Genomic DNA, 17,661 nt, shown 5'->3' on the forward strand with positions numbered 1-17,661 from the left:
CGCCACCTGCCAACGCTACGCCGCCCGCTCCGGCACCCGGTAGGCGAGCGCGAGTGGCCGCCCCTCCCGGTAGGCATACCCGGCCGAGAGGTCGCCGCCCGTCGCCCACTCGACGCCGTGCCCGTGGGGCAAGACGGTCATGCGCTCGGCCTCCTCGTAGGACCGCAGCGGAGCGAACGCCGGGTGATCGAGGAGAGGCGCGAGGTCCAGCTCGCGCGCCTCGCCGTTGTCGAACACGAGCGTTACGGAAGCGGCGTCCCCCTCCCCCGATCCAGGCCGTACGAAGGCGGCCTCGATCCTCGGCCCGAGCGGCTCGGCGCCGTAGACCAGGACGTCTCCGTCCTCGGTGTGATCGGGAAGGTCGGCGGCCCACGCGGGCTTCGTGTACGACGGACGGTTCATTTCGTGAGAGGCGGAATCGTGCCGGGCGCCTGGTTTTCGACCGCTCGGCCCCAGGCCTGTTCCAGCTCCTCGGCGTAGAGGGCCGCCCATCCCTGGACCAGCTTCGTCTGGCGACCCGGGAGCGCGCCGGCCAGGATCTCGGCGTCGGGGATGGAGAAGACGGCCTCGCGGCCGGCGTGCTTCGCGTGGAAGTGCGGCGCGGCGTGCCGGCTCACGTCCGCCCAGTACAGGTAGATCGTGATGCCGAAAAACTCAGAGATACGAGGCATGACGACCGGTGTCCCTCGCCGGAAGCTAGCCCCGCGCGCCGACCCGCCGGCCGAGCCAGACGGCAAGAGGCCGCTGCCTGGGGGACAGCGGCCTCTAAGGTGCCCGAGACTGGAATCGAACCAGCACTCCCGTAAGGGAACACGACCCTGAATCGTGCGCGTCTACCAATTCCGCCACTCGGGCGCGGGGTCAAAAGGTAGCCAGGACCCCGCGGGGCGTCCACCGGCGCGCGCGTCTCCACGGGCTCTCCACCCGCCGGCCACGCTCGGCCAGGACGGCGCAGCGCTAACCTCGCCGCCCCGACCGTTCCCCGACCGAACCGACCCTTCCTCGATGCCCGTCCGTCCGTTTCTTCTCGTGGCCCTCGCCCTCGGTGTGGCCGCAGCCCCCTCGGCCCAGCGCGTCCTTCCGTACCCCGTGATGCCGCCGCCCCAGTTCGAGCGGGCCGTCGCCCAGGGCACGCGGACGCTGGCCGGCGCCCCCGGGCCCGCGTACTGGACCAACCGCGCCGACTACGCCCTCGACGCCCGCCTCGACATGCCAGCGGCCGGGGCCGACGACGGCGTGACGGTCACCGCCAGCGGGGCCATCACCTACACCAACGAGTCGCCCGACGCCCTCGAGTTCTTGGTCCTCAAGCTCCGCCAGAACGTCCACGCGCCGGGCGTGCCGCGGAACCGGCCCGTCGCCGTCACGGGCGGGCTCGACCTCGGCATCGTCGCCATCGACGGGGCGCCCTACGCGGACGTGTCGGTGGCCGAGACGCCGGGCACGTACCGGGGCTCGGCCGAGCCCGGCACCTACGTCGTCCAGGGGACCGTGATGACGGTCGGGCTGACGGACCCGCTCGGCCCGGGCGAGACGGCCGTGATCGAGCTCGACTGGCGGTTTACCGTTCCCCCGGCGAGCGGCACCTACCGCCAGGGGACCGACGGCGAGGTGGTCTACCTCGGCTACTGGTACCCGACGGTCGCCGTCTACGACGACGTCTATGGGTGGCACGTCGACCCGTACCTCGGCATGGGCGAGCACTACATGGAGATGGGCGACTTCTCGGTCTCGCTCGACGCCCCGGCCGACATGCTCGTCTACGGGACGGGCCGGCTCACGAACGCCGACCAAGTCTACACCGAGCGGACGCGCGACCGGCTCGCCCGGGCCCTCGCCAGCGACGAGGTCGTTCAGGTGGTGACGGCCGACGAGCGGGGCACGGCGCTCGCGCCCTCGGCCGACGGCCGCCGCGTGTGGCGCTTCCAGGCCGACGACGTCCGCGACGTGGCGCTCTCGGCCTCGGCCGCAACCGTCTGGGACGCGACGCGGGCGATGGTGGACCAGGACGACGACGGGGCCGCCGACGACGCCGTCCTCATCAACGCCTTCTACCGGCCGGGCACGGCGTCGTGGGAGCGCTCGGCCGAGTTCTCGGCGTTCTCCATCGAGCACCTCTCGGAGACCCTGTGGCCGTACCCGTGGCCCCACATGACCGCCGTCGAGGGCGTCATCTCGGGCGGCATGGAGTACCCCATGATGACGCTCATCGGCGGCGACCGGACCGACCCGACGCTGTTCTCGGTGACGTACCACGAGATCGCCCACATGTGGTACCCGATGATGGTCGGCTCGAACGAGAAGGCGTTCACCTGGATGGACGAGGGGCTCACGTCGTACAACACGAACGAGGGGATCGACGCCTTCTGGGACGGCTCGGCCCCGGACCGCTCGGAGATCGACGCCTGGGACCGGCGGCGCCAGTCGCACTACCTGCTCGCGGGGACCGGCCACGCCGTCCCGCCGATGCGCCACAACGACCGCTACCCCATCGGCGGCGGGACCCGGCAGGTGGACCCGGCCGGGGGGTCCGCGCGCGGCGTCGCCTCGTACTCGACGCCGGCCGTCGCGCTCCACGCGCTCCGCGGGCTGGTCGGCGACGAGGCCTTCGTCGACGCCTACCGCGAGTACGGCCGGCGCTGGCGCGGCGGCCACCCCTACCCGTACGACCTCTTCAACACGTTCGAGGACCGGCTCGGGCAGGACCTCGACTGGTTCTGGACGCCGACGTTCTTCGAGACGTGGACCGTCGACCACGCCATCTCGGCCGTCACCGCGAGCGAGGGCGGGGTCGAGGTGCTCGTCGCCGACCGTGGCCTGGCGCCGATGCCGGTCCTCGCCCGGGCCACCTACGCCGACGGGACCACGCGCGACGGCCGCATCGAGGTGGCCGAGTGGCTGGCCGGGAAGACGGAGGCCGCGCTCACGTTCCCCGCCGGAGACGTCGCCCGCGTCGAGCTCAATCCCGACGGGTTCGTGTTCGACGCCGACCCGACCAACGACGTCTGGTCGGCCGACGGGGTCGAGCCGGACGCGATGGAGTAGAAGGAGCCACCTGACTAACTCTGGCGCCTTTTCCCCCACCCCGTCATCCTGATCCTGCAAAGGATCGCAGCTCGCGGTTTCGGAGCGCAGGGAGCCCTGTCGAGGATCTCGATGACCCGTGCTGAGATCCTTCGCTGGCGCTCAGGATGACCCGGGGGGAAGGACGGGACCGCCTTGCATCCCCTCCTCCCACACCCTCCCTGCAACCAAAAAAGACGCCCGCCTCCAGATTGGAAGCGGGCGTCTCTGCGTCGGGCGGGCCCGGTAGGATTTGAACCTACGACCCTGCGGTTAACAGCCGCATGCTCTACCGCTGAGCTACGGACCCGAGGGCGACCGGCGGCGTGCGCCAGTCGCGGAGCGAAGGTAAAGCCGCCGCGAGCCGGTGGTCAAGGCGGGCCGCCGGCGGCGGGGCCTCTTCACCCCGCGTTCGCCGCTGGCGGTCAGGCCGCGAGCTTGTCGAGGTACAGCTTCCGCAGCTTCGACACCTTGGGCGCGATCACGGCCTGGCAGTAGGGCTGGGCTGGGTTCCGGGCGAAGTAGTCCTGGTGAGCTTCCTCAGCCGGGTAGAACGTGTCGAGCGGCTCGATCTCGGTCACGATGGGGTCCGAGTAAATCCCCTGCTCGGCGATCTCGGCCACCACCTGCTCGGCCACCTCGCGCTGGGCGTCCGACGTGACGTAGATGCCCGAGCGGTACTGAGTGCCGCGGTCGGCGCCCTGGCGGTTGAGCGTGGTCGGGTCATGGGTTGTGAGGAAGACCGTGAGCAGGTCGTGGAGCGAGAGCTCGGCGGGGTCGAAGGTGACCTCGACGACCTCGGCGTGGCCGGTCCGCCCCGAGCAGACCTCGCGGTAGGTCGGGTTCCGGACGTGGCCGTTGGCGTAGCCGGAGACGACGCGGGTGACGCCCCGGAGCGGGACCATCACCGCCTCGACGCACCAGAAGCACCCGCCGCCGAGGACGATGGAGTCGGTCTGAGCCATGGGAAGAAGAGAGTGGGGATTGGGGTCAACGTCGCGGTTCGGACGGGGCTCCGAGTCGCGGCCTTACTCTGCGGTTCTCCGCACGGGACACCGACGGCCCGTCCCCGCGTAGACGGCGGCCCTCCCCGACGCCCGGCTCTGCATGGCCCCCGACCTCGACTCCGTCCGCATCCGCCTGGTCCAGATCCGGACGGACCCCGCCGTGCTCGCCGAGGAGCGGAGCAGCTTCCGGGCCCGCGCCGGCGTCCCGGCGGGCGCGTTCCGGGTCACGAACGCGCTCACCGACACGCTCTCCCCCGCCCTTTTGGACGGCGTCGACGCGGTCATGATCGGGGGCGCGGGGGCGTACTCGGTGACCCAGACCTACGGGTGGACCCAAGACCTGGCCGACCTGTGCCTGGCGTGCGCCGACCGCGAGTTGCCCCTCTTCGGGTCGTGCTGGGGCCACCAGTTCGTGGCGCGGGCGTTCGGTGGCGAGGTCGTCCACGACCCCGGGCGGGCCGAGATGGGGACGCACCCCGTCCGGCTCACCGACGCCGGCCGCCGCGACCCGCTGTTCTCGACGCTGCCGGCCCGGTTCGACACCCAGATGGGCCACCAGGACCGCGTCGCCCGGCTGCCCGCCGGCGCCGTCGAGCTGGCGACGAACGACCGGGCGCCGTACCAGGCCTTCCGCCTGGACGGCCTCCCGATCTACGGGACCCAGTTCCACACCGAGCTCGACGCCGAGACCGAGCTCCAGCGGCTGCTGGCCTACCGCGACCACTACCCCGAGATGGCCGACCCCGAGCGGTTCGACGCCGTCGTCGCCGGCCTCCGACCGTCGCCCGACGCCGACGACCTGCTGCGCCGGTTCTTGCTGCTCTACGCGACGCACGACGGGGCCGACCGACTGGCGGCCGACCCCGACGTGGGCTAACGAACCCGACCCCGCCGCCGAGGCCGGAGGGCCGGTCGCCTACCCGTCGTTGGTCATCGACGCCTCCAGCTCGGCGACGCGGGCACGGATGGCCTCGAGCTCCGCGGCGATCCGGGCCTCGTTGGCCTGGACCGAGGCCGTCCGCTCTTGCTCGACGTCGCCCGCGGTGAGCGGAGCCTGCGCGCTCTCGTCGCCCTCAGGCCCGCCCGGCTCATCGACCAGGTTGGACGCGATGGCGCCGTAGGCGGTCGGGACGTAGAGCAGCGTCAGGTTCTGGTCGTCGATCGAGCCGGTCGTGCTCCCGATGAGCTGGACGACGTTGCAGAACGTGGTCGTCCCCACCCCGACCTCGAAGAGGCCGTGGACGGACACGATGTCCGCGTAGGTGCCGGTGGGGGCGCTCGCCGGGATCTGCGTGTTCTGCTGCTGCGTGACCGGCGGCGCGCTCGGGCTGGCGCAGCTCCGCGAGACCGCGAACTGCACGTTGGAGGTCGACCCTGCGGTATGGCTCGTGCCCACCTCCCCCGTGGCGATGGCGATCACGTAGCCCGGGGCGGGGGCCGTGACCGAGCGGGTCAGCGTGGTGTTGAACCCGGCCGACAGCGTGACCGGACTCGAGTTGGTCTGGTTCGCTGTGCCCGCCTCGTCCAGGATCTCGACGGCGTCAATGGCGCTCACGGGCAAGGCCACCGAGCCCGTCCCGGCCGCCGTGTCATTGAAGGACGACGAGCGGACGCCCGAGCCGACTCGGGTCGCAGACCCACCGCCAGTGTCACCGTCGACGACCAGGGCCGATCCGCCCGAGCCTCTAGCGACCTCGACGTACCCGCCGTCGCCGCCGAAGTCGGGCTCGACGCGCGTGTGGGACGCGCCGTCCTCCGTATACCACTCGGAGGACCCGCCGGCACTAAAGTGGTCGGTCACCTCGAAGCCGACGACCCCGGTGCCCGGACCGGCCGGGTTGGGCGTCGTGTAGGCCCGGAGGCCGGCCACGTTGTCCGGGCTCCCGAGGGCCACCGTCTGGCCGCTCAGGATCATCAAGTCCTCGCTCACGCCCGGCTCCATCACGAACCCATCCGCGCCGCCGCCCGACGCCTCCGTGATCGCGAACGTGCCCGGGTCGCGGGTCGGGTTCAGCGTCCCGTACACCCGATACTCCCACGTGCTCCCGCCCTGGACCGACCGGAGCCGGAACCGCATCAGCTCGTCCGAGATGAATACCGGCGTCACGTCGCGGGTGATGAACCCGATCTGCCCCAGCGTCCCGTTGATCTGGAGCGGAGCCCCGCTCGCGACCGTGATGAACCGGCCGTTGTCGTACGAGTCCTGGAGCGTGTTGCCCGGAGCGAACGCCGCCGTCGGCGCCCCGCCGAAGCGGACCGGCGCGCTGGCCGGCTCGCCGTCGACCTCGACCGTCAGCCAGTCGCCGTCGCCAGGGAGGGCCGTCTTGGAGCCGAGGAGGACGAGGAAGCGCCCGCCGTCGACGGCCGCGTCGTGGGCCTCCTCCCAGACAGGGGCAGCGCCGTCGCGGGCGTCGTCGGGGGAGGCGTAGAGCCGGAAGACGATCCCGTGGGCCCCGTCCGCGAGCGGGGTCCCGGCGGCGTCGGTGAGGAGCCCGGAGTAGGTCATCCGGACCGGCGCGTCGTCGTCGGGCGCCTGGGTAGTGAGGTCTTGGGCGAGCGCGGGGGCCGCCGAGAGAAGGAGCGTGAGCGCCAGCGCGAACGAGCGCGGCGGGGCACAACGGTAGGTCATGGGTGCAGGGGTCGAGGGGTCAAGGAGGGGCGGCCCGGAATCGGTGCCCGCAGGGCCGCGGAGCGGGCGTCGGCCGGCGGCGCCGAAAGGCGCGACCGAGGGCCGGCGACGGGCCGGGCTAGCGGACGACTGTGACGCGCGTCGTGCCGATGAACGAGCCCACCCTGAGGAGGACGTGGTAAAGGCCCGGGGCGAGGCGGCGGGCGTCGAGCGACGCCTCGTGCCAACCGGCCGGGCGGTCTCCGTCGGCGAGCACGGCGATCTCGCGGCCGAGCACGTCGACCACCGACAGGCGAACCCGAGCAGCTTGGGGCAGCTCGTAGGGGATCCGGGCCCCCGACGCCGACGGGTTCGGATACGCCGACCCGAGGGCGAGCTCAGCCGGGAGCTCGGCCTCCAGGGCGGCCCCGGCGCCGCGAGCGACCAGGGGCGCCGGCTCGGCGAGCGGGACGAACGCCGCCACGGGGGCGGCCGTCGCCCAAACGTGGACGGCGCCGGAGACGACGGGCGCGACCGGGGTCGCACGGCCGGTCACGTGGACGGACCCGGGGGCGTCGTGGAGCGGAGCGGCGTACGCCTCGACGGCCGACAGCTGGAGGACCGTCGCGTCGCTCGTCTGAGCGGCGGGGGCGAGGGCGAGGAGCGTGCCGGCGAGAAGCGGAGCCGCTCGTGAGAGTGGGCGCATGGGCGGAGGGGATGGGGCGACCGATGGGGTGGAACCGCTCCCCCTGCCTGTCGCGGAGCAGACGAGAAGCGGCGAGCGCAGACCGGACGCCTCAACCGGCGTCCAGCCGACCTCCACCTGTGTATACGGCAAAGCCAGAGAAACCAAGTCACTGCGCCCAGGACATCGCCTGCCGTGGCCTCCCGCTCGGCAGAGGCGTCCCGGGTCTTCGCCGGTCCGCCCGGCGAGCAGCCACCGGAAGCGCCGCTGCCCGTCGCCGAGCGGGCCGGGTGGAGCCAGTCCCTTCTCCGTCGCGCGAGACGCCTGTCCCGGAGCGGGGTCAGCAGATCCGCGATTCGGTCCGCCGGTGGGAGGGCCGACCAGGCCCAGGCCGACGCCGAACGACCGCACCCAGCGACGGACTGGACCGCAGCGAGAGGCGCTCTATTGCTCCTGTCGACGATCCTCGCGGGCGGCGTTGAGGAACCGGCCGGCGACGTCCTCCGACCAGAACGTCCCGCCGCGCCGGACGAACCCGACGTGGCCCCCGTGCCGGGGCGTCAAGAGCGTGAGGTCCGGGGTGGCCGCCGAGACGTCGTACGGGAAGCACGTCGGGCCGAGGAACGGGTCGTCGAGGGCGTTCACCAGCAGCGTCGGCACGCGGACCTGGGAGAGCACGGGGAGCGATGAGGATCGAGCCCAGTAGTCCTCGGCGTCGGCGAACCCGTGGACCGGCGCGGTGAACAGGCCGTCGAACTGGCGGAAGGTCCGGGCCGCGCGGATCGCGTCGAGGTCCGGCACGGCGTCGAACCGCTCCGCTTTCTCGGCCACTTTGCCGGAGAGCGAGCGCATGAACCGCAACATGTAGACCCGCCGGCTCCACGCCTCCATCGCGTGGGACGACGACGCCAGGTCGACCGGGACCGAGATCCCGACGCCGGCCACCACGCGGCGGTCGACGGCGTCGCCCTGCTCGCCGAGCCACTTCAGCGTGACGTTGCCGCCCAGGCTGAACCCGACGACGGCCACCTCCGCCGCCCCCTCCGCCAGCGCGTGCGCCACGACGGCGCCGACGTCCTCGGTCAGGCCGCTGTGGTAGGTCTGGAGGAGCCGGTTCGGCTCGCCCGAGCAGCCCCGCAAGTTCCACGCGCAGACGGCCCACCCGCGCCGGGCCAGCTCGCGCGCCATCCCGCGGACGTAGGCCCGGTCGGTGCTCCCCTCGAGCCCGTGCGCCACGACGGCCACCGAGGCGCCCTCGGGCCGGCCCACCCAGTCGAGGTCGACGAAGTCGCCGTCGTCGAGCTCGAGCCGCTCGCGGCGGTAGTCGACGCCGTCGACGCGGCGGAAGAGCGTCGGGAGGACCGTCTGGAGGTGGCCACTGCGGAGCGCGAGCGGCGGGCGGTACGGGGGGAGGGCGACGTCCATCCGGTCTCGGACGGTTCCACAAAAGGGGACAGCTTCAGATTCTCGCGAGGAGTTCTGCCTTCTTCACCTCGAACTCCCCTTGAGAGATGTGACCAGCGTCACGGAGGCCGGCCAGCTTGGCAATGGCTTGTATCAAGTCATCCGCTGAACGCGAGGGTGTCTTATAAAAGGGGGACTTTCCCACAAGACCCATACAGTTCTCGCTAGATACGGACCGCCTCAGGGCTTGCCAGGCTAGCCATGCTCCAATTGCGCTTAATAGAATCTGCAAGTATCCAATGGCCTCACCCCGATTCTGTGGAGTGATATCTTCCCTAAGCCAACGGACTCCATTTTGCCATGCCCTCTCTGCGAACGCCTCTTCTGGCTCGCTGGTATCAAGAGCCTCTAGGGCAGACTTTCCAACCTGACGAAGATCAGAGCTGTTAGGACGGATCGATATTGTGTCTGTGATTGACGACACCAATGGGCCGACAGAATAAACTGATGTGTTATTGTATTTTGGACACAAGGCTGACATCAAGTGATGTCTTTCCATATTTTCGAATAGCATGTGATTACACATACCGCACAAACCATCAATATCTCCCAAGCCATACACGTAAGGAGCTAGACGATAGGCTTCAAAAACCAATCTCATGTCGACTTGCCCCTCATAATTCAACACTTCGGACTCACGTGTTCCTGGCGGAAGTCCCTGAATAACATACATATGTGTTTTAACATATTCATCATCCAAGATCGTCCAATCTGTAGCGTCACGAGGTGGGAACTTTTTAAATCTGACTCCTGGACTCATCAGAGTAGATACCCCAGGTAAATTATACACTGGGCCACTCATTTGATAACTGCTATAGAACGGACCATTCTCGACTGGTAAGCTAATTTTCCATATACCCATGTGTTTTTACCATTTAATTATGGTGGCCGATCCACCGGTGGGCGCCCGGCTTGTCCTCCTTCGTCCCGCACTTGTCGGGCTCTCATCCTACCGGTCGCTGGACCGAGATTCTACAGTCCGATTCGCCATAGGCGGATTCTGATGCGTTCCGGGCCGGGCAAGAGCAAGGCAGAAAGCGGCTCGAAATCCACGTCTCCGCTTCATTCGAGCCGCTTTCGGCAGTACGCCCGAGAGGATTCGAACCTCTGACCTTCGCATCCGTAGTGCGACGCTCTATCCAGCTGAGCTACGGGCGCGTCGGGGGGGGACCCCGTCGGCGACCCGAAGATAGGCCGCCGTGGGAAGGGGTCTCAAGTGAAGACCGGGCGGAGCGGGGTTTGTGGGGCGTGGCGGGGGACCGCTGCCGGAGCCGGTCGCAAGCTCGGAGACCGGGAGTTGCCCGGACGTTCTCTGCGGCCGCTCACCGCCCCCGCCAAGCCTCCGTCCCGTCCAAAAACCAGAAGTGGCGGGTCGGGCCGTGGCCGCCGCCGAGCGGGAGCGCGTGGCGGATGGCCTGCTGGAGGTAGACCCGCGCCCGGCCGACGGCCTCCTCGAGCCCGAGGCCCCGCGCCAGGTTCGCCGCAATCGCGCTGGCGTAGGTGCACCCGGTCCCGTGCGTGTGCGGCGTGTCGATCCGCTCCTGGCGGAACGTGGCCTCGCCGTCGCCCCAGACCAGCAGGTCGACGGCCTCGGCCTCGCCGTCGAGGTGGCCGCCCTTGACCAAGACGGCGCCGGGCCCGAGCCGCAGGATCACGTCGGCCGCACGGCGGGCGTCGTCGAGCGTGCGGACGTCGGAGGCCGCCAGCCGGGCCGCCTCGTGCGCGTTCGGCGTGACGACGGTCGCCAGCGGCAGCAGCCGCGTCGCCACGGCGCCCACGGCGTCGGGCGCCAACAGCTCGTCCCCGCTTTTCGAGACCATCACCGGGTCGACCACGACCGGCGCCAGCTCGTGGTCCTCGATGGCCCGGGCCACGGCGGCCACGATCTCGGGCGACGACAGCATCCCGGTCTTGACCGCCCCAATCGGCAGGTCGTCGACGAGGGCCTCGATCTGGGCCGTCACCACGTCGGCGGGGACGTCGTGGACGGCGGTGACGGCCCGGGTGTTCTGGGCCGTGATCGCCGTGACGACGGACATCCCGAACACGCCGTGGGCCTCGAACGCCTTGAGGTCGGCCTGGATGCCGGCGCCGCCGCCCGAGTCGGAGCCGGCGATGGTGAGGGCGGTGGGAATGGGCATCGTGCGGAGGAGTGGAGGGGTGGACACGTGGGGCTGCGGGCGGACCCTCACGAGTCCACAGGTCCACAAGATCACACGTTCACGGCCTCCAAAAACTGGCGGACCGTCCGGTCGGCGTCCCACGCGAACAGCAGCGCCGAGACCGCGGCGGCGCCGTGGGCCCCGACGAGCCGGGCGATGCGAGCGCGCGGCGGCGTCATCCCGCCGAGGGCGAGGACGGGCAGGCCCGACCGCTCGGCCGCGAGCCGGAGCGGGTCGACGCCGGTCGGGACGGCGTCGGGATGGGTCCGCGTCGCGAAGACGGGCGAGACCGTGACGTAGTCGGCCCCGCCGCGCGCGGCGTGGGCGGCGGCGGTCGCCGAGTGGGCCGAGACGCCGACCGGGCCGGGCAGCCCGGCGCCGACGGCCTCGGCCAGCGTCGCCCCCCGGCGGCCGACGTGGAGCCCGGCCCCGATCCCGCGCGCCACCTCGATCCGCCCGTGGACCGACAAGACCACGTCGGGGCGGACGTCGCGGAGCGCGGCGGCGAGCTCTCGGGCACCGGCGGCGAACGCGGCGTCGTCGGCGTCGGGGTCGCGGAGGGAGACCCACGGGACGCCGGCCACGACGGCCGCGACCGCGCGCTGGCGGACCTCGTCGGCCGCCAGCTCGACGCGGCCCGACGCGAACCCGTCGGCGATCAACAACAGACGCGGGACCCGCTCCGCCCAGCCCCGGGCCGCCCGCCCGTCCCCCGTCCCTGGTCCCCCGTCCCCCCCGCTCACTCGTCCACCTCGACGCGGCCGTCGTCCGGGGTCGAGGCCTGGGCGTAGAGGCGGCGCGGGATCCGCCCGGCCCGTCGCGCGAGCCGTCCGCCGACGACGGCGTGGCGGATCGCGGCGGCCATTTGTACGGGGTGCTGGGCGCCCGCGACGGCCGTGTTCAGCAAGACCCCGTCGTAGCCGAGCTCCATCGCCCGCGCCGCGTCGGACGCCGTCCCGATCCCGGCGTCGACCACGAGCGGGACGTCGGGCAGGAGCTCGCGGATGATCCGGAGCGCGTACGGGTTGACGAGGCCCATCCCGCTCCCGATCGGCGCCGCGAGCGGCATCACGGCGGCGCAGCCGAGGTCGGCCAGCTTGCGGGCCGTGATCGGGTCGTCGCCGCAGTAGGCGAACACCTCGAACCCGTCGGCGACGAGCTCGGCGGCGGCCTTGAGGAGCTGGACCGCGTCCGGGTACAACGTCTCGTCGTCGCCGATGACTTCGAGCTTGACCCAGTCGGTCTCGAGCGCCTCGCGCGCGAGCTGGGCCGTGAAGACGGCCTCGCGCGCCGTGTAGCACCCGGCCGTGTTGGGGAGGAGCCGGAGCGGCGCCCCGCTGGCCGTCGTCCGCTGGCGGAGGGCGCCGAGCAGCGTCTGGCCGTCGGCGGCGCCGTCGAGGTCGACGCGGCGGACGGAGACCGTGACCACCTCGGCGCCCGAGGCGTCGACGGCGTCGAGCAGCGTCTGGAGGCTGGCGTAGCGGCTCGTCCCCAAGAGCACGCGGCTGGTCAGCTCCGCCCCGCCGACCGCCCACGGGTCGGGCGACGACGGACCACGGACAGCGGACGACGGGTCGGCGAGATCAGGGGCGTCGGCGTGCATGGCGTCTGTGAGAAGGGGTCCCCTCCGCGTTCCGGTCGGAAGGGAGCAGGAGTCCGCAGTCCTTCGCCTCGGCGTCATCCGCCCTGGGAGGCCGTGATGATCTCGACCCGGTCGCCGTCGCCCACGGTCGTCGTCGGCCAGGCGGAGCGGGGGACGACGCGGTCGCCGACGGCGACGGCGACGCCGGGCGTGGCCGGGTCGCGGCCGAGGTGGGCGAGGAGCGCGTCGAGCGCGAGCGGCGCGGGGACGTCGCGGGGCTCGCCGTTGATGCGGAGGGTCGGCACGGGTCCGTTCAGCGGGCTAGTCCAGAAAGCGGAGCGGCGAGAACGGGGCCAGCACGGGCGCTGTTTCGGGCGCCCCGCCGAGCCGGCGGTCGACCTCGGCGGCCACCTCCTGGGCCGTGACCGGCGCCAGCAGGACGCCGTGCCGGTAGTGACCCGTCGCGTAGACGACGCCCGGATGCGCGCTCTGCCCAAGGAGGGGCGCGTGGTCCCGCGACGCCGGCCGGTGCGCCGCCCAGGTCTCGACCAGCTCCAGCTCCTCGACGCCCGGGACCACGGCGACGGCCCCTTCGAGCAGCCGGAACACGCCGCCCGCCGTGACGCGCCCGTCGGCCACGCCGTCCTCGCTCGTCGCCCCGACGACGAGCCGGCCGTCGGCCTTGGGGACGAGGTAGGCGTCGGGGCCGCGGACGACGTGGCCCAGGTCGAGCCCGCGCTCGGGGTCCAAGCGGAGCGCGAGCGCCTGCCCCTTGACGCCCCGGACGGGCGGGGCCGGGTCGAGCCCCTCCAGCCCCGCGCTCCACACGCCCGCCGCGACCACGACGACCTGGGCCGTCACCTCCCCCCCGCCCAGTCGGACCGACGGCGCCTCCGAGTCCGGGCGGATGCGGGCCACCGGCGCGCCCTCGCGGATCTCGGCGCCGGCCGCCTCTGCCGCGAGCCGGAGCGCCCGGACGACGGCCCGGTTGTCGACCTGGTGGTCCTGGGGCGACCAGATGGCGGCCGGCAGACGCGGCGACAGCAGCGGCTCGACGTCGCAGGCATCGTCGCCGGAGAGCCACTCGACGGGAGCGCCGTGCGACTGCTGGAACCCGAACAGCCGCCGGAGCGCGCGCACGCTGTCCCGGTCGTCGGCGACGACGAGCGTCCCCTCGTCGCGGTAGCCGACCGAGATCCCGGAGGCCCGTTCGAGGCGCCGGGCGAAGGCGGGCCACCGACGCAGGCTCTCGCGCCCCAGCCGGTACAGGTCGAGCTCCTCGAACCCGATCTCGGCCGCCGGCGCCAGCATCCCCGCCGCCGACCACGACGCGCCGCGCCCGGCGCGGCCGGCCTCGAACACGACCACGCGCCGTCCGCGCTCGGCGAGCTGCCACGCCACACCCAGCCCGGCGAGTCCGCCGCCGACGACGATGACGTGGGGGTCCGGCTCCGGCACGGGGGCTCGTGGGTCTAGCTTCCGCAAGCTACCCGCGCCCGCCGCCGTGTCCGCCGCCCGCACGTTCCGCTCCGACCTCCCATCGCTCGCGCGGCGGGCCCTGCGGAGGACGCGAGCGGACGAGTGACCGAGCCCGCCGACGTCGTCGTGGCCGGGGCCGGGCTGGCGGGCGCGTGCGCGGCCCTCGTGCTGAGCCGGACGCGCCGCGTCGTCGTCCTCGAACCGGGCCGGCCGGCCGGCGGCGCGAGCGGGGCGGCGGCCGGGCTGGCCAACCCGTTCATGGGCCGGGCCGCCAAACCCGCGTGGCGACACGACGAGGCCCTCGACGCGCTCGCCGAGCTGGCGGACGAGACCGACGACGGGCTCTTCCGGCGGACGGGCGTCTTGCGCCCCGCCGCGTCTGGGACCCAGGCCACGACGTTCCGCGAGCGGGCCGGCGCCCACACCGACCTCGACTGGCTGGACGCCGACGCCAGCGCCGAGCGGTGGCCCCTCGTCTCCGCCCCTCACGGGGCTCTCGTCGTCCGGCGCGGGGGGTCGGTGGACCTGGCGGCGTTCGTCGAGGCGGCGCTGGCGGTGGCGACCGCGCGAGGCGCCCGGCTGGTGCGGGCTCGGCTGACGGGGTGGGAGACGGATCCGTTGATTGCAATAACGGACCTGGGACCGATCCCGACCCGTGCCCTCGTCCTCACCTTGGGCGACGGCGCCCGCGGGCTCTCGGCGCTGACGGACCTCCCGCTCCACCGCGTCAAAGGCCAGACCGTCCGCCTGGCTCGTCCCGCCGTTCTCCCGGCCGGGCACCACGCCGTCGCCGGAGCCGGCTACGTCGTCCCGCGCGCCGGCGACGTCGTGGCCGGGGCCACCTTCGATCACTCGTTCGTTGACCTCGCCCCCGACCCGGTGCTCGACGCCGGGTTGGCGAGCCGGGCGGCGGCGCTCGTCCCCTCGCTGGCGGGCGCCCGCGTGCTCGGCCGCGCGGCCGGCGTCCGGCTGACCGTCCCGTCCGTCGTCTCGTCGCGCCGGCTGCCATTGGCCGGCCCGTTGCCGGGCCACCCCGGCGTCTGGGTGCTCACGGGGCTCGGCGCCAAGGGGCTGGTGACGGCGCCCCTCCTGGCCCGGCTCCTGCCCGACGCCCTCGACGGCGTCCGCCCGCTCCCCGCCGAGACCGCGCTCGCCCCGACGGTGTAGACCCCGTGGAGGAACCGCCTCCGCCCGATCTCCCGGGCCGACGGCTCCCGGCCTCCTCTATCTTCACGACCCCTCAACGCCCGCCCACCCCCATGCCCCAGACCACGATCGAAGAGTACCTCGGCGACGAGGCCGACTCGCTCCTTGACTTCTCGGCCCCGAAGATCTCGAAGGACCGGCTCCACCTCCCCGGCCCGGACTTCGTCGACCGGATCTTCGGCCCGTCCGACCGGCCGATCCCGGTCATGCGGTCGCTCCAGCAGCTCTACGACCACGGCCGCCTGGGCGGGACGGGCTACCTCTCGATCCTGCCCATCGACCAGGGCATCGAGCACTCGGCCGGCGCGTCGTTCGCCAAGAACCCGGACTACTTCGACCCCGAGCAGATGGTCGAGCTGGCCGTCGAGGGCGGCTGCAACGGCGTCGCGACGACCTACGGCGCGCTGGGCATGGTGGCCCGCAAGTACGCCCACAAGATCCCGCTCATCCTCAAGATCAACCACAACGAGCTCCTGACTTACCCCAACACGTACGACCAGGTGATGTACGCCCGCGTCGAGGAGGCGTGGAACATGGGGTGCGTGGCGATTGGCGCGACGATCTACTTCGGGAGCGACGAGTCGGGCCGCCAGATCCAGGAGGTCTCCCAGGCGTTCGCGCTGGCCCACGAGCTCGGCCTAGGCACCATCCTGTGGTGCTACGTCCGCAACGGCGGGTTCACCGTCGACGGCGTCAACTACGAGTCGTCGGCCGACCTGACGGGCCAGGCCAACCACCTCGGCGCGACGTTGGAGGCCGACATCCTGAAGCAGAAGCAGCCGACGAACAACGGCGGGTACCAAGCGCTCAACGCGGGCGACAGCAGCTACGGCAAGCTCGACGAGCGGATCTACACCGAGCTTGCGAGCGACCACCCCATCGACCTCACGCGCTACCAAGTGGCGAACGGGTTCATGGGCCGGGCCGGGCTGATCAACTCGGGCGGCGGCTCGGGCAAGGACGACTTCGGCCAGGCCGTCCGGACGGCGGTCATCAACAAGCGGGCCGGCGGGATGGGCCTGATCTCGGGCCGCAAGGCGTTCCAGCGCGACCGCGCCGAGGGCGTCCGCCTGCTGAACACGATCCAGGACGTCTACCTCGACGACGCGATCACGGTCGCCTAGCGCAACCCGTCGAGCGGGGCCCCGTACGGCCGGGGCCCCGCCCCCACTGACATGAAGCGCTCCGACGGCCTCCTCATCGCGCTCAACGCGGCCCTCCTGCTGTTCTCGCTTCTCGGGTTCGCCAGCGCCGAAGAGGAGGTGCTGATCGTCGGGGCGATGCTGGCGATGGTGACGGCCACGATCAACGGGGTCGTGCTGCACCGCCGCCGGGACCGCGAGCCGTCGAAGAAGCGGGCCCGGCCCGTCGACGAGCTCGACGCGCGGACGATCCTCGACCTCGACGCCCGCCTCGAAGCACTCGAGCAGGCCCAGGCCGACGCGGCCGACGCCGCCCGCTGGCGCGCCCTGGTCGAGAGCGGGCAGGTCACGGGCCCCGCCGCCGACGCCACCGGGACGACGACTGGCGGGCCGGGCGCCGCCTTGCGGAACGGCCGGTAGCTAGGGCGCGAACGTCAGGTCGACGGCCGTCCCGCCGTCGCGCAACGTGACCGTCCGCCCGTCCGTCCGCTCGCCGGCGTCCTGGAGGACGAGCCCGAGCGTCCGCCCGACCTCGAACCGGCCGACCTCGTTGCCTTGCTCGTCGACGGCGACGTAGCTCCGCGGGACGTCGAACAGGGCTGGGAAGCGCGTCGAGTCGGTGACGACGACGCGGCCGTCGTCGTCGGTCCGCCCCAAAAAGACGGCCAGGCCCGTTTGCACGCCGTCGCCCACGGCGTCGGTCTTGAGCAGGTAGCTCGTCGCGCTCTCCCCGCCCGCCTCGACGACGACCCGGTAGACGCCGCCGGGCCACTCCGACACGTCGACGGCCACCTGGTGGAGCCCGGCCGCGAGCGACCCGTCGAAGACCACGGCCTGCTCGGCGCCGGCCACGTCGAGCACGCGGACGCGGACCGGGCCGGCCTCCGACGCCTCGAACCGGACGAGCGACAGCGTGGTCGTCGGCGTGGGGAACGGGGCGGACACGAAGAGGGCGCCTGATCCCGCCGCCGACCGCGCGTCGGCGTCTGGGATCAGGCTCCCGTAGGTGGCGAACAGGTCGAGCCCGGCGGCCGGCGCGCCCGCGGCGGTCCGGGCCGTGACCGTGAGCAGGCCCTCCGGGGTGGCCTCGGGGTCGGCCCCGTCGCACGCGGCGACGGAGAGGGCGAGCGCGACGAGCGCGGCGGTGCGGAAACGGGTCAATGGGGTGGCGGGAGTGGAGACGGCAAGACGGCCGGACCGGCTGGGCTCGCGTGCCGGTCGCCGGGGTCGCCGAATCTTCTCGCGGGTCGCCTCCCGCCTGTG

Annotated in this window: 18 protein-coding genes and 3 tRNA genes; 5 read left to right on the plus strand and 16 right to left on the minus strand. The window is 72.3% G+C overall.

Going from position 1 to position 17,661, the window contains the following annotated elements; translation table 11 throughout:
* Positions 1-15 precede the first annotated feature (15 nt).
* From ACOOHE_RS10355 to ACOOHE_RS10365, 3 genes are all read right to left on the minus strand, one after another.
* A complete protein-coding gene (locus ACOOHE_RS10355) occupies positions 16-402 on the minus strand; it encodes a DUF2442 domain-containing protein (protein ID WP_420454010.1) in 387 nt (128 codons plus the stop codon).
* Positions 399-671, minus strand: a complete 273-nt coding sequence (locus tag ACOOHE_RS10360; RefSeq protein ID WP_420454011.1) for a DUF4160 domain-containing protein — start codon at positions 669-671, stop codon at positions 399-401. Before ACOOHE_RS10360 ends, ACOOHE_RS10355 begins: the two co-directional genes overlap by 4 nt.
* A gap of 100 nt (positions 672-771) precedes the next feature.
* A tRNA-Leu gene (locus ACOOHE_RS10365) sits at positions 772-855 on the minus strand.
* A 150-nt stretch (positions 856-1,005) separates the two neighbouring features.
* On the opposite strand from ACOOHE_RS10365, the gene ACOOHE_RS10370 reads away from it, so the two are divergent.
* The gene (locus tag ACOOHE_RS10370; protein ID WP_420454012.1) at positions 1,006-3,045 is read left to right on the plus strand and encodes a M1 family metallopeptidase; all 2,040 of its coding nucleotides are present in this window, start codon (positions 1,006-1,008) and stop codon (positions 3,043-3,045) included.
* Between the two features lie 256 nt (positions 3,046-3,301).
* On the opposite strand, the gene ACOOHE_RS10375 is transcribed toward ACOOHE_RS10370, so the two are convergent.
* A tRNA-Asn gene (locus ACOOHE_RS10375) sits at positions 3,302-3,373 on the minus strand.
* A gap of 115 nt (positions 3,374-3,488) precedes the next feature.
* Entirely contained in the window at positions 3,489-4,028 is a 540-nt protein-coding gene (gene msrA / locus ACOOHE_RS10380; protein WP_420454013.1) for a peptide-methionine (S)-S-oxide reductase MsrA, read from the minus strand.
* Between the two features lie 142 nt (positions 4,029-4,170).
* Between msrA and ACOOHE_RS10385 the strand changes: the two genes are divergently transcribed.
* On the plus strand, positions 4,171-4,947 hold the full coding sequence (locus ACOOHE_RS10385; RefSeq protein WP_420454014.1) for a type 1 glutamine amidotransferase: 777 nt from the start codon (positions 4,171-4,173) through the stop codon (positions 4,945-4,947).
* A gap of 39 nt (positions 4,948-4,986) precedes the next feature.
* Here the strand turns inward: ACOOHE_RS10385 and ACOOHE_RS10390 are convergent, their stop codons facing one another.
* The 10 genes from ACOOHE_RS10390 to thiO all read right to left on the minus strand — a co-directional run bounded on the left by ACOOHE_RS10390 (position 4,987) and on the right by thiO (position 14,029).
* The gene (locus ACOOHE_RS10390; RefSeq protein WP_420454015.1) at positions 4,987-6,699 is read right to left on the minus strand and encodes a hypothetical protein; all 1,713 of its coding nucleotides are present in this window, start codon (positions 6,697-6,699) and stop codon (positions 4,987-4,989) included.
* Positions 6,700-6,817: 118 nt separating this feature from the next.
* Positions 6,818-7,384 carry a T9SS type A sorting domain-containing protein gene (locus ACOOHE_RS10395; RefSeq protein WP_420454016.1) on the minus strand — a complete coding sequence of 189 codons (567 nt, stop codon included), beginning with the start codon at positions 7,382-7,384 and terminating at the stop codon, positions 6,818-6,820.
* Positions 7,385-7,807: 423 nt separating this feature from the next.
* Complete coding sequence (locus tag ACOOHE_RS10400) at positions 7,808-8,788, minus strand: YheT family hydrolase (protein ID WP_420454017.1); 981 nt, start codon at positions 8,786-8,788, stop codon at positions 7,808-7,810.
* Positions 8,789-8,822: 34 nt separating this feature from the next.
* On the minus strand, positions 8,823-9,587 hold the full coding sequence (locus tag ACOOHE_RS10405; RefSeq protein WP_420454018.1) for an SHOCT domain-containing protein: 765 nt from the start codon (positions 9,585-9,587) through the stop codon (positions 8,823-8,825).
* A gap of 324 nt (positions 9,588-9,911) precedes the next feature.
* Positions 9,912-9,985, minus strand: a tRNA-Arg gene (locus ACOOHE_RS10410).
* Positions 9,986-10,149: 164 nt separating this feature from the next.
* Positions 10,150-10,968: a bifunctional hydroxymethylpyrimidine kinase/phosphomethylpyrimidine kinase gene (thiD, locus tag ACOOHE_RS10415; protein ID WP_420454019.1), complete on the minus strand. Its 819-nt coding sequence runs from the start codon at positions 10,966-10,968 to the stop codon at positions 10,150-10,152.
* 71 nt (positions 10,969-11,039) lie between these two features.
* Positions 11,040-11,654, minus strand: coding sequence for a thiamine phosphate synthase (locus tag ACOOHE_RS10420; protein WP_420454020.1), 615 nt, complete (start codon positions 11,652-11,654; stop codon positions 11,040-11,042).
* A 74-nt stretch (positions 11,655-11,728) separates the two neighbouring features.
* The gene (locus ACOOHE_RS10425; RefSeq protein WP_420454021.1) at positions 11,729-12,592 is read right to left on the minus strand and encodes a thiazole synthase; all 864 of its coding nucleotides are present in this window, start codon (positions 12,590-12,592) and stop codon (positions 11,729-11,731) included.
* A 74-nt stretch (positions 12,593-12,666) separates the two neighbouring features.
* Positions 12,667-12,876, minus strand: coding sequence for a sulfur carrier protein ThiS (thiS, locus tag ACOOHE_RS10430; protein ID WP_420454022.1), 210 nt, complete (start codon positions 12,874-12,876; stop codon positions 12,667-12,669).
* A gap of 16 nt (positions 12,877-12,892) precedes the next feature.
* The gene (gene thiO / locus ACOOHE_RS10435; protein WP_420454023.1) at positions 12,893-14,029 is read right to left on the minus strand and encodes a glycine oxidase ThiO; all 1,137 of its coding nucleotides are present in this window, start codon (positions 14,027-14,029) and stop codon (positions 12,893-12,895) included.
* Between the two features lie 123 nt (positions 14,030-14,152).
* On the opposite strand from thiO, the gene ACOOHE_RS10440 reads away from it, so the two are divergent.
* From ACOOHE_RS10440 to ACOOHE_RS10450, 3 genes are all read left to right on the plus strand, one after another.
* Complete coding sequence (locus tag ACOOHE_RS10440; RefSeq protein WP_420454024.1) at positions 14,153-15,217, plus strand: NAD(P)/FAD-dependent oxidoreductase; 1,065 nt, start codon at positions 14,153-14,155, stop codon at positions 15,215-15,217.
* A 92-nt stretch (positions 15,218-15,309) separates the two neighbouring features.
* A complete protein-coding gene (locus tag ACOOHE_RS10445) occupies positions 15,310-16,380 on the plus strand; it encodes a class I fructose-bisphosphate aldolase (RefSeq protein WP_420454025.1) in 1,071 nt (356 codons plus the stop codon).
* Positions 16,381-16,431: 51 nt separating this feature from the next.
* Positions 16,432-16,818, plus strand: coding sequence for a hypothetical protein (locus tag ACOOHE_RS10450; protein WP_420454026.1), 387 nt, complete (start codon positions 16,432-16,434; stop codon positions 16,816-16,818).
* Here ACOOHE_RS10450 and ACOOHE_RS10455 read toward each other — a convergent pair whose 3' ends face one another.
* Positions 16,819-17,559 carry a hypothetical protein gene (locus tag ACOOHE_RS10455; protein ID WP_420454027.1) on the minus strand — a complete coding sequence of 247 codons (741 nt, stop codon included), beginning with the start codon at positions 17,557-17,559 and terminating at the stop codon, positions 16,819-16,821.
* Between the last annotated feature and the right edge of the window lie 102 nt (positions 17,560-17,661).

It is taken from the genome of Rubrivirga sp., from assembly GCF_965213695.1.
Lineage (GTDB): Bacteria > Bacteroidota > Rhodothermia > Rhodothermales > Rubricoccaceae > Rubrivirga.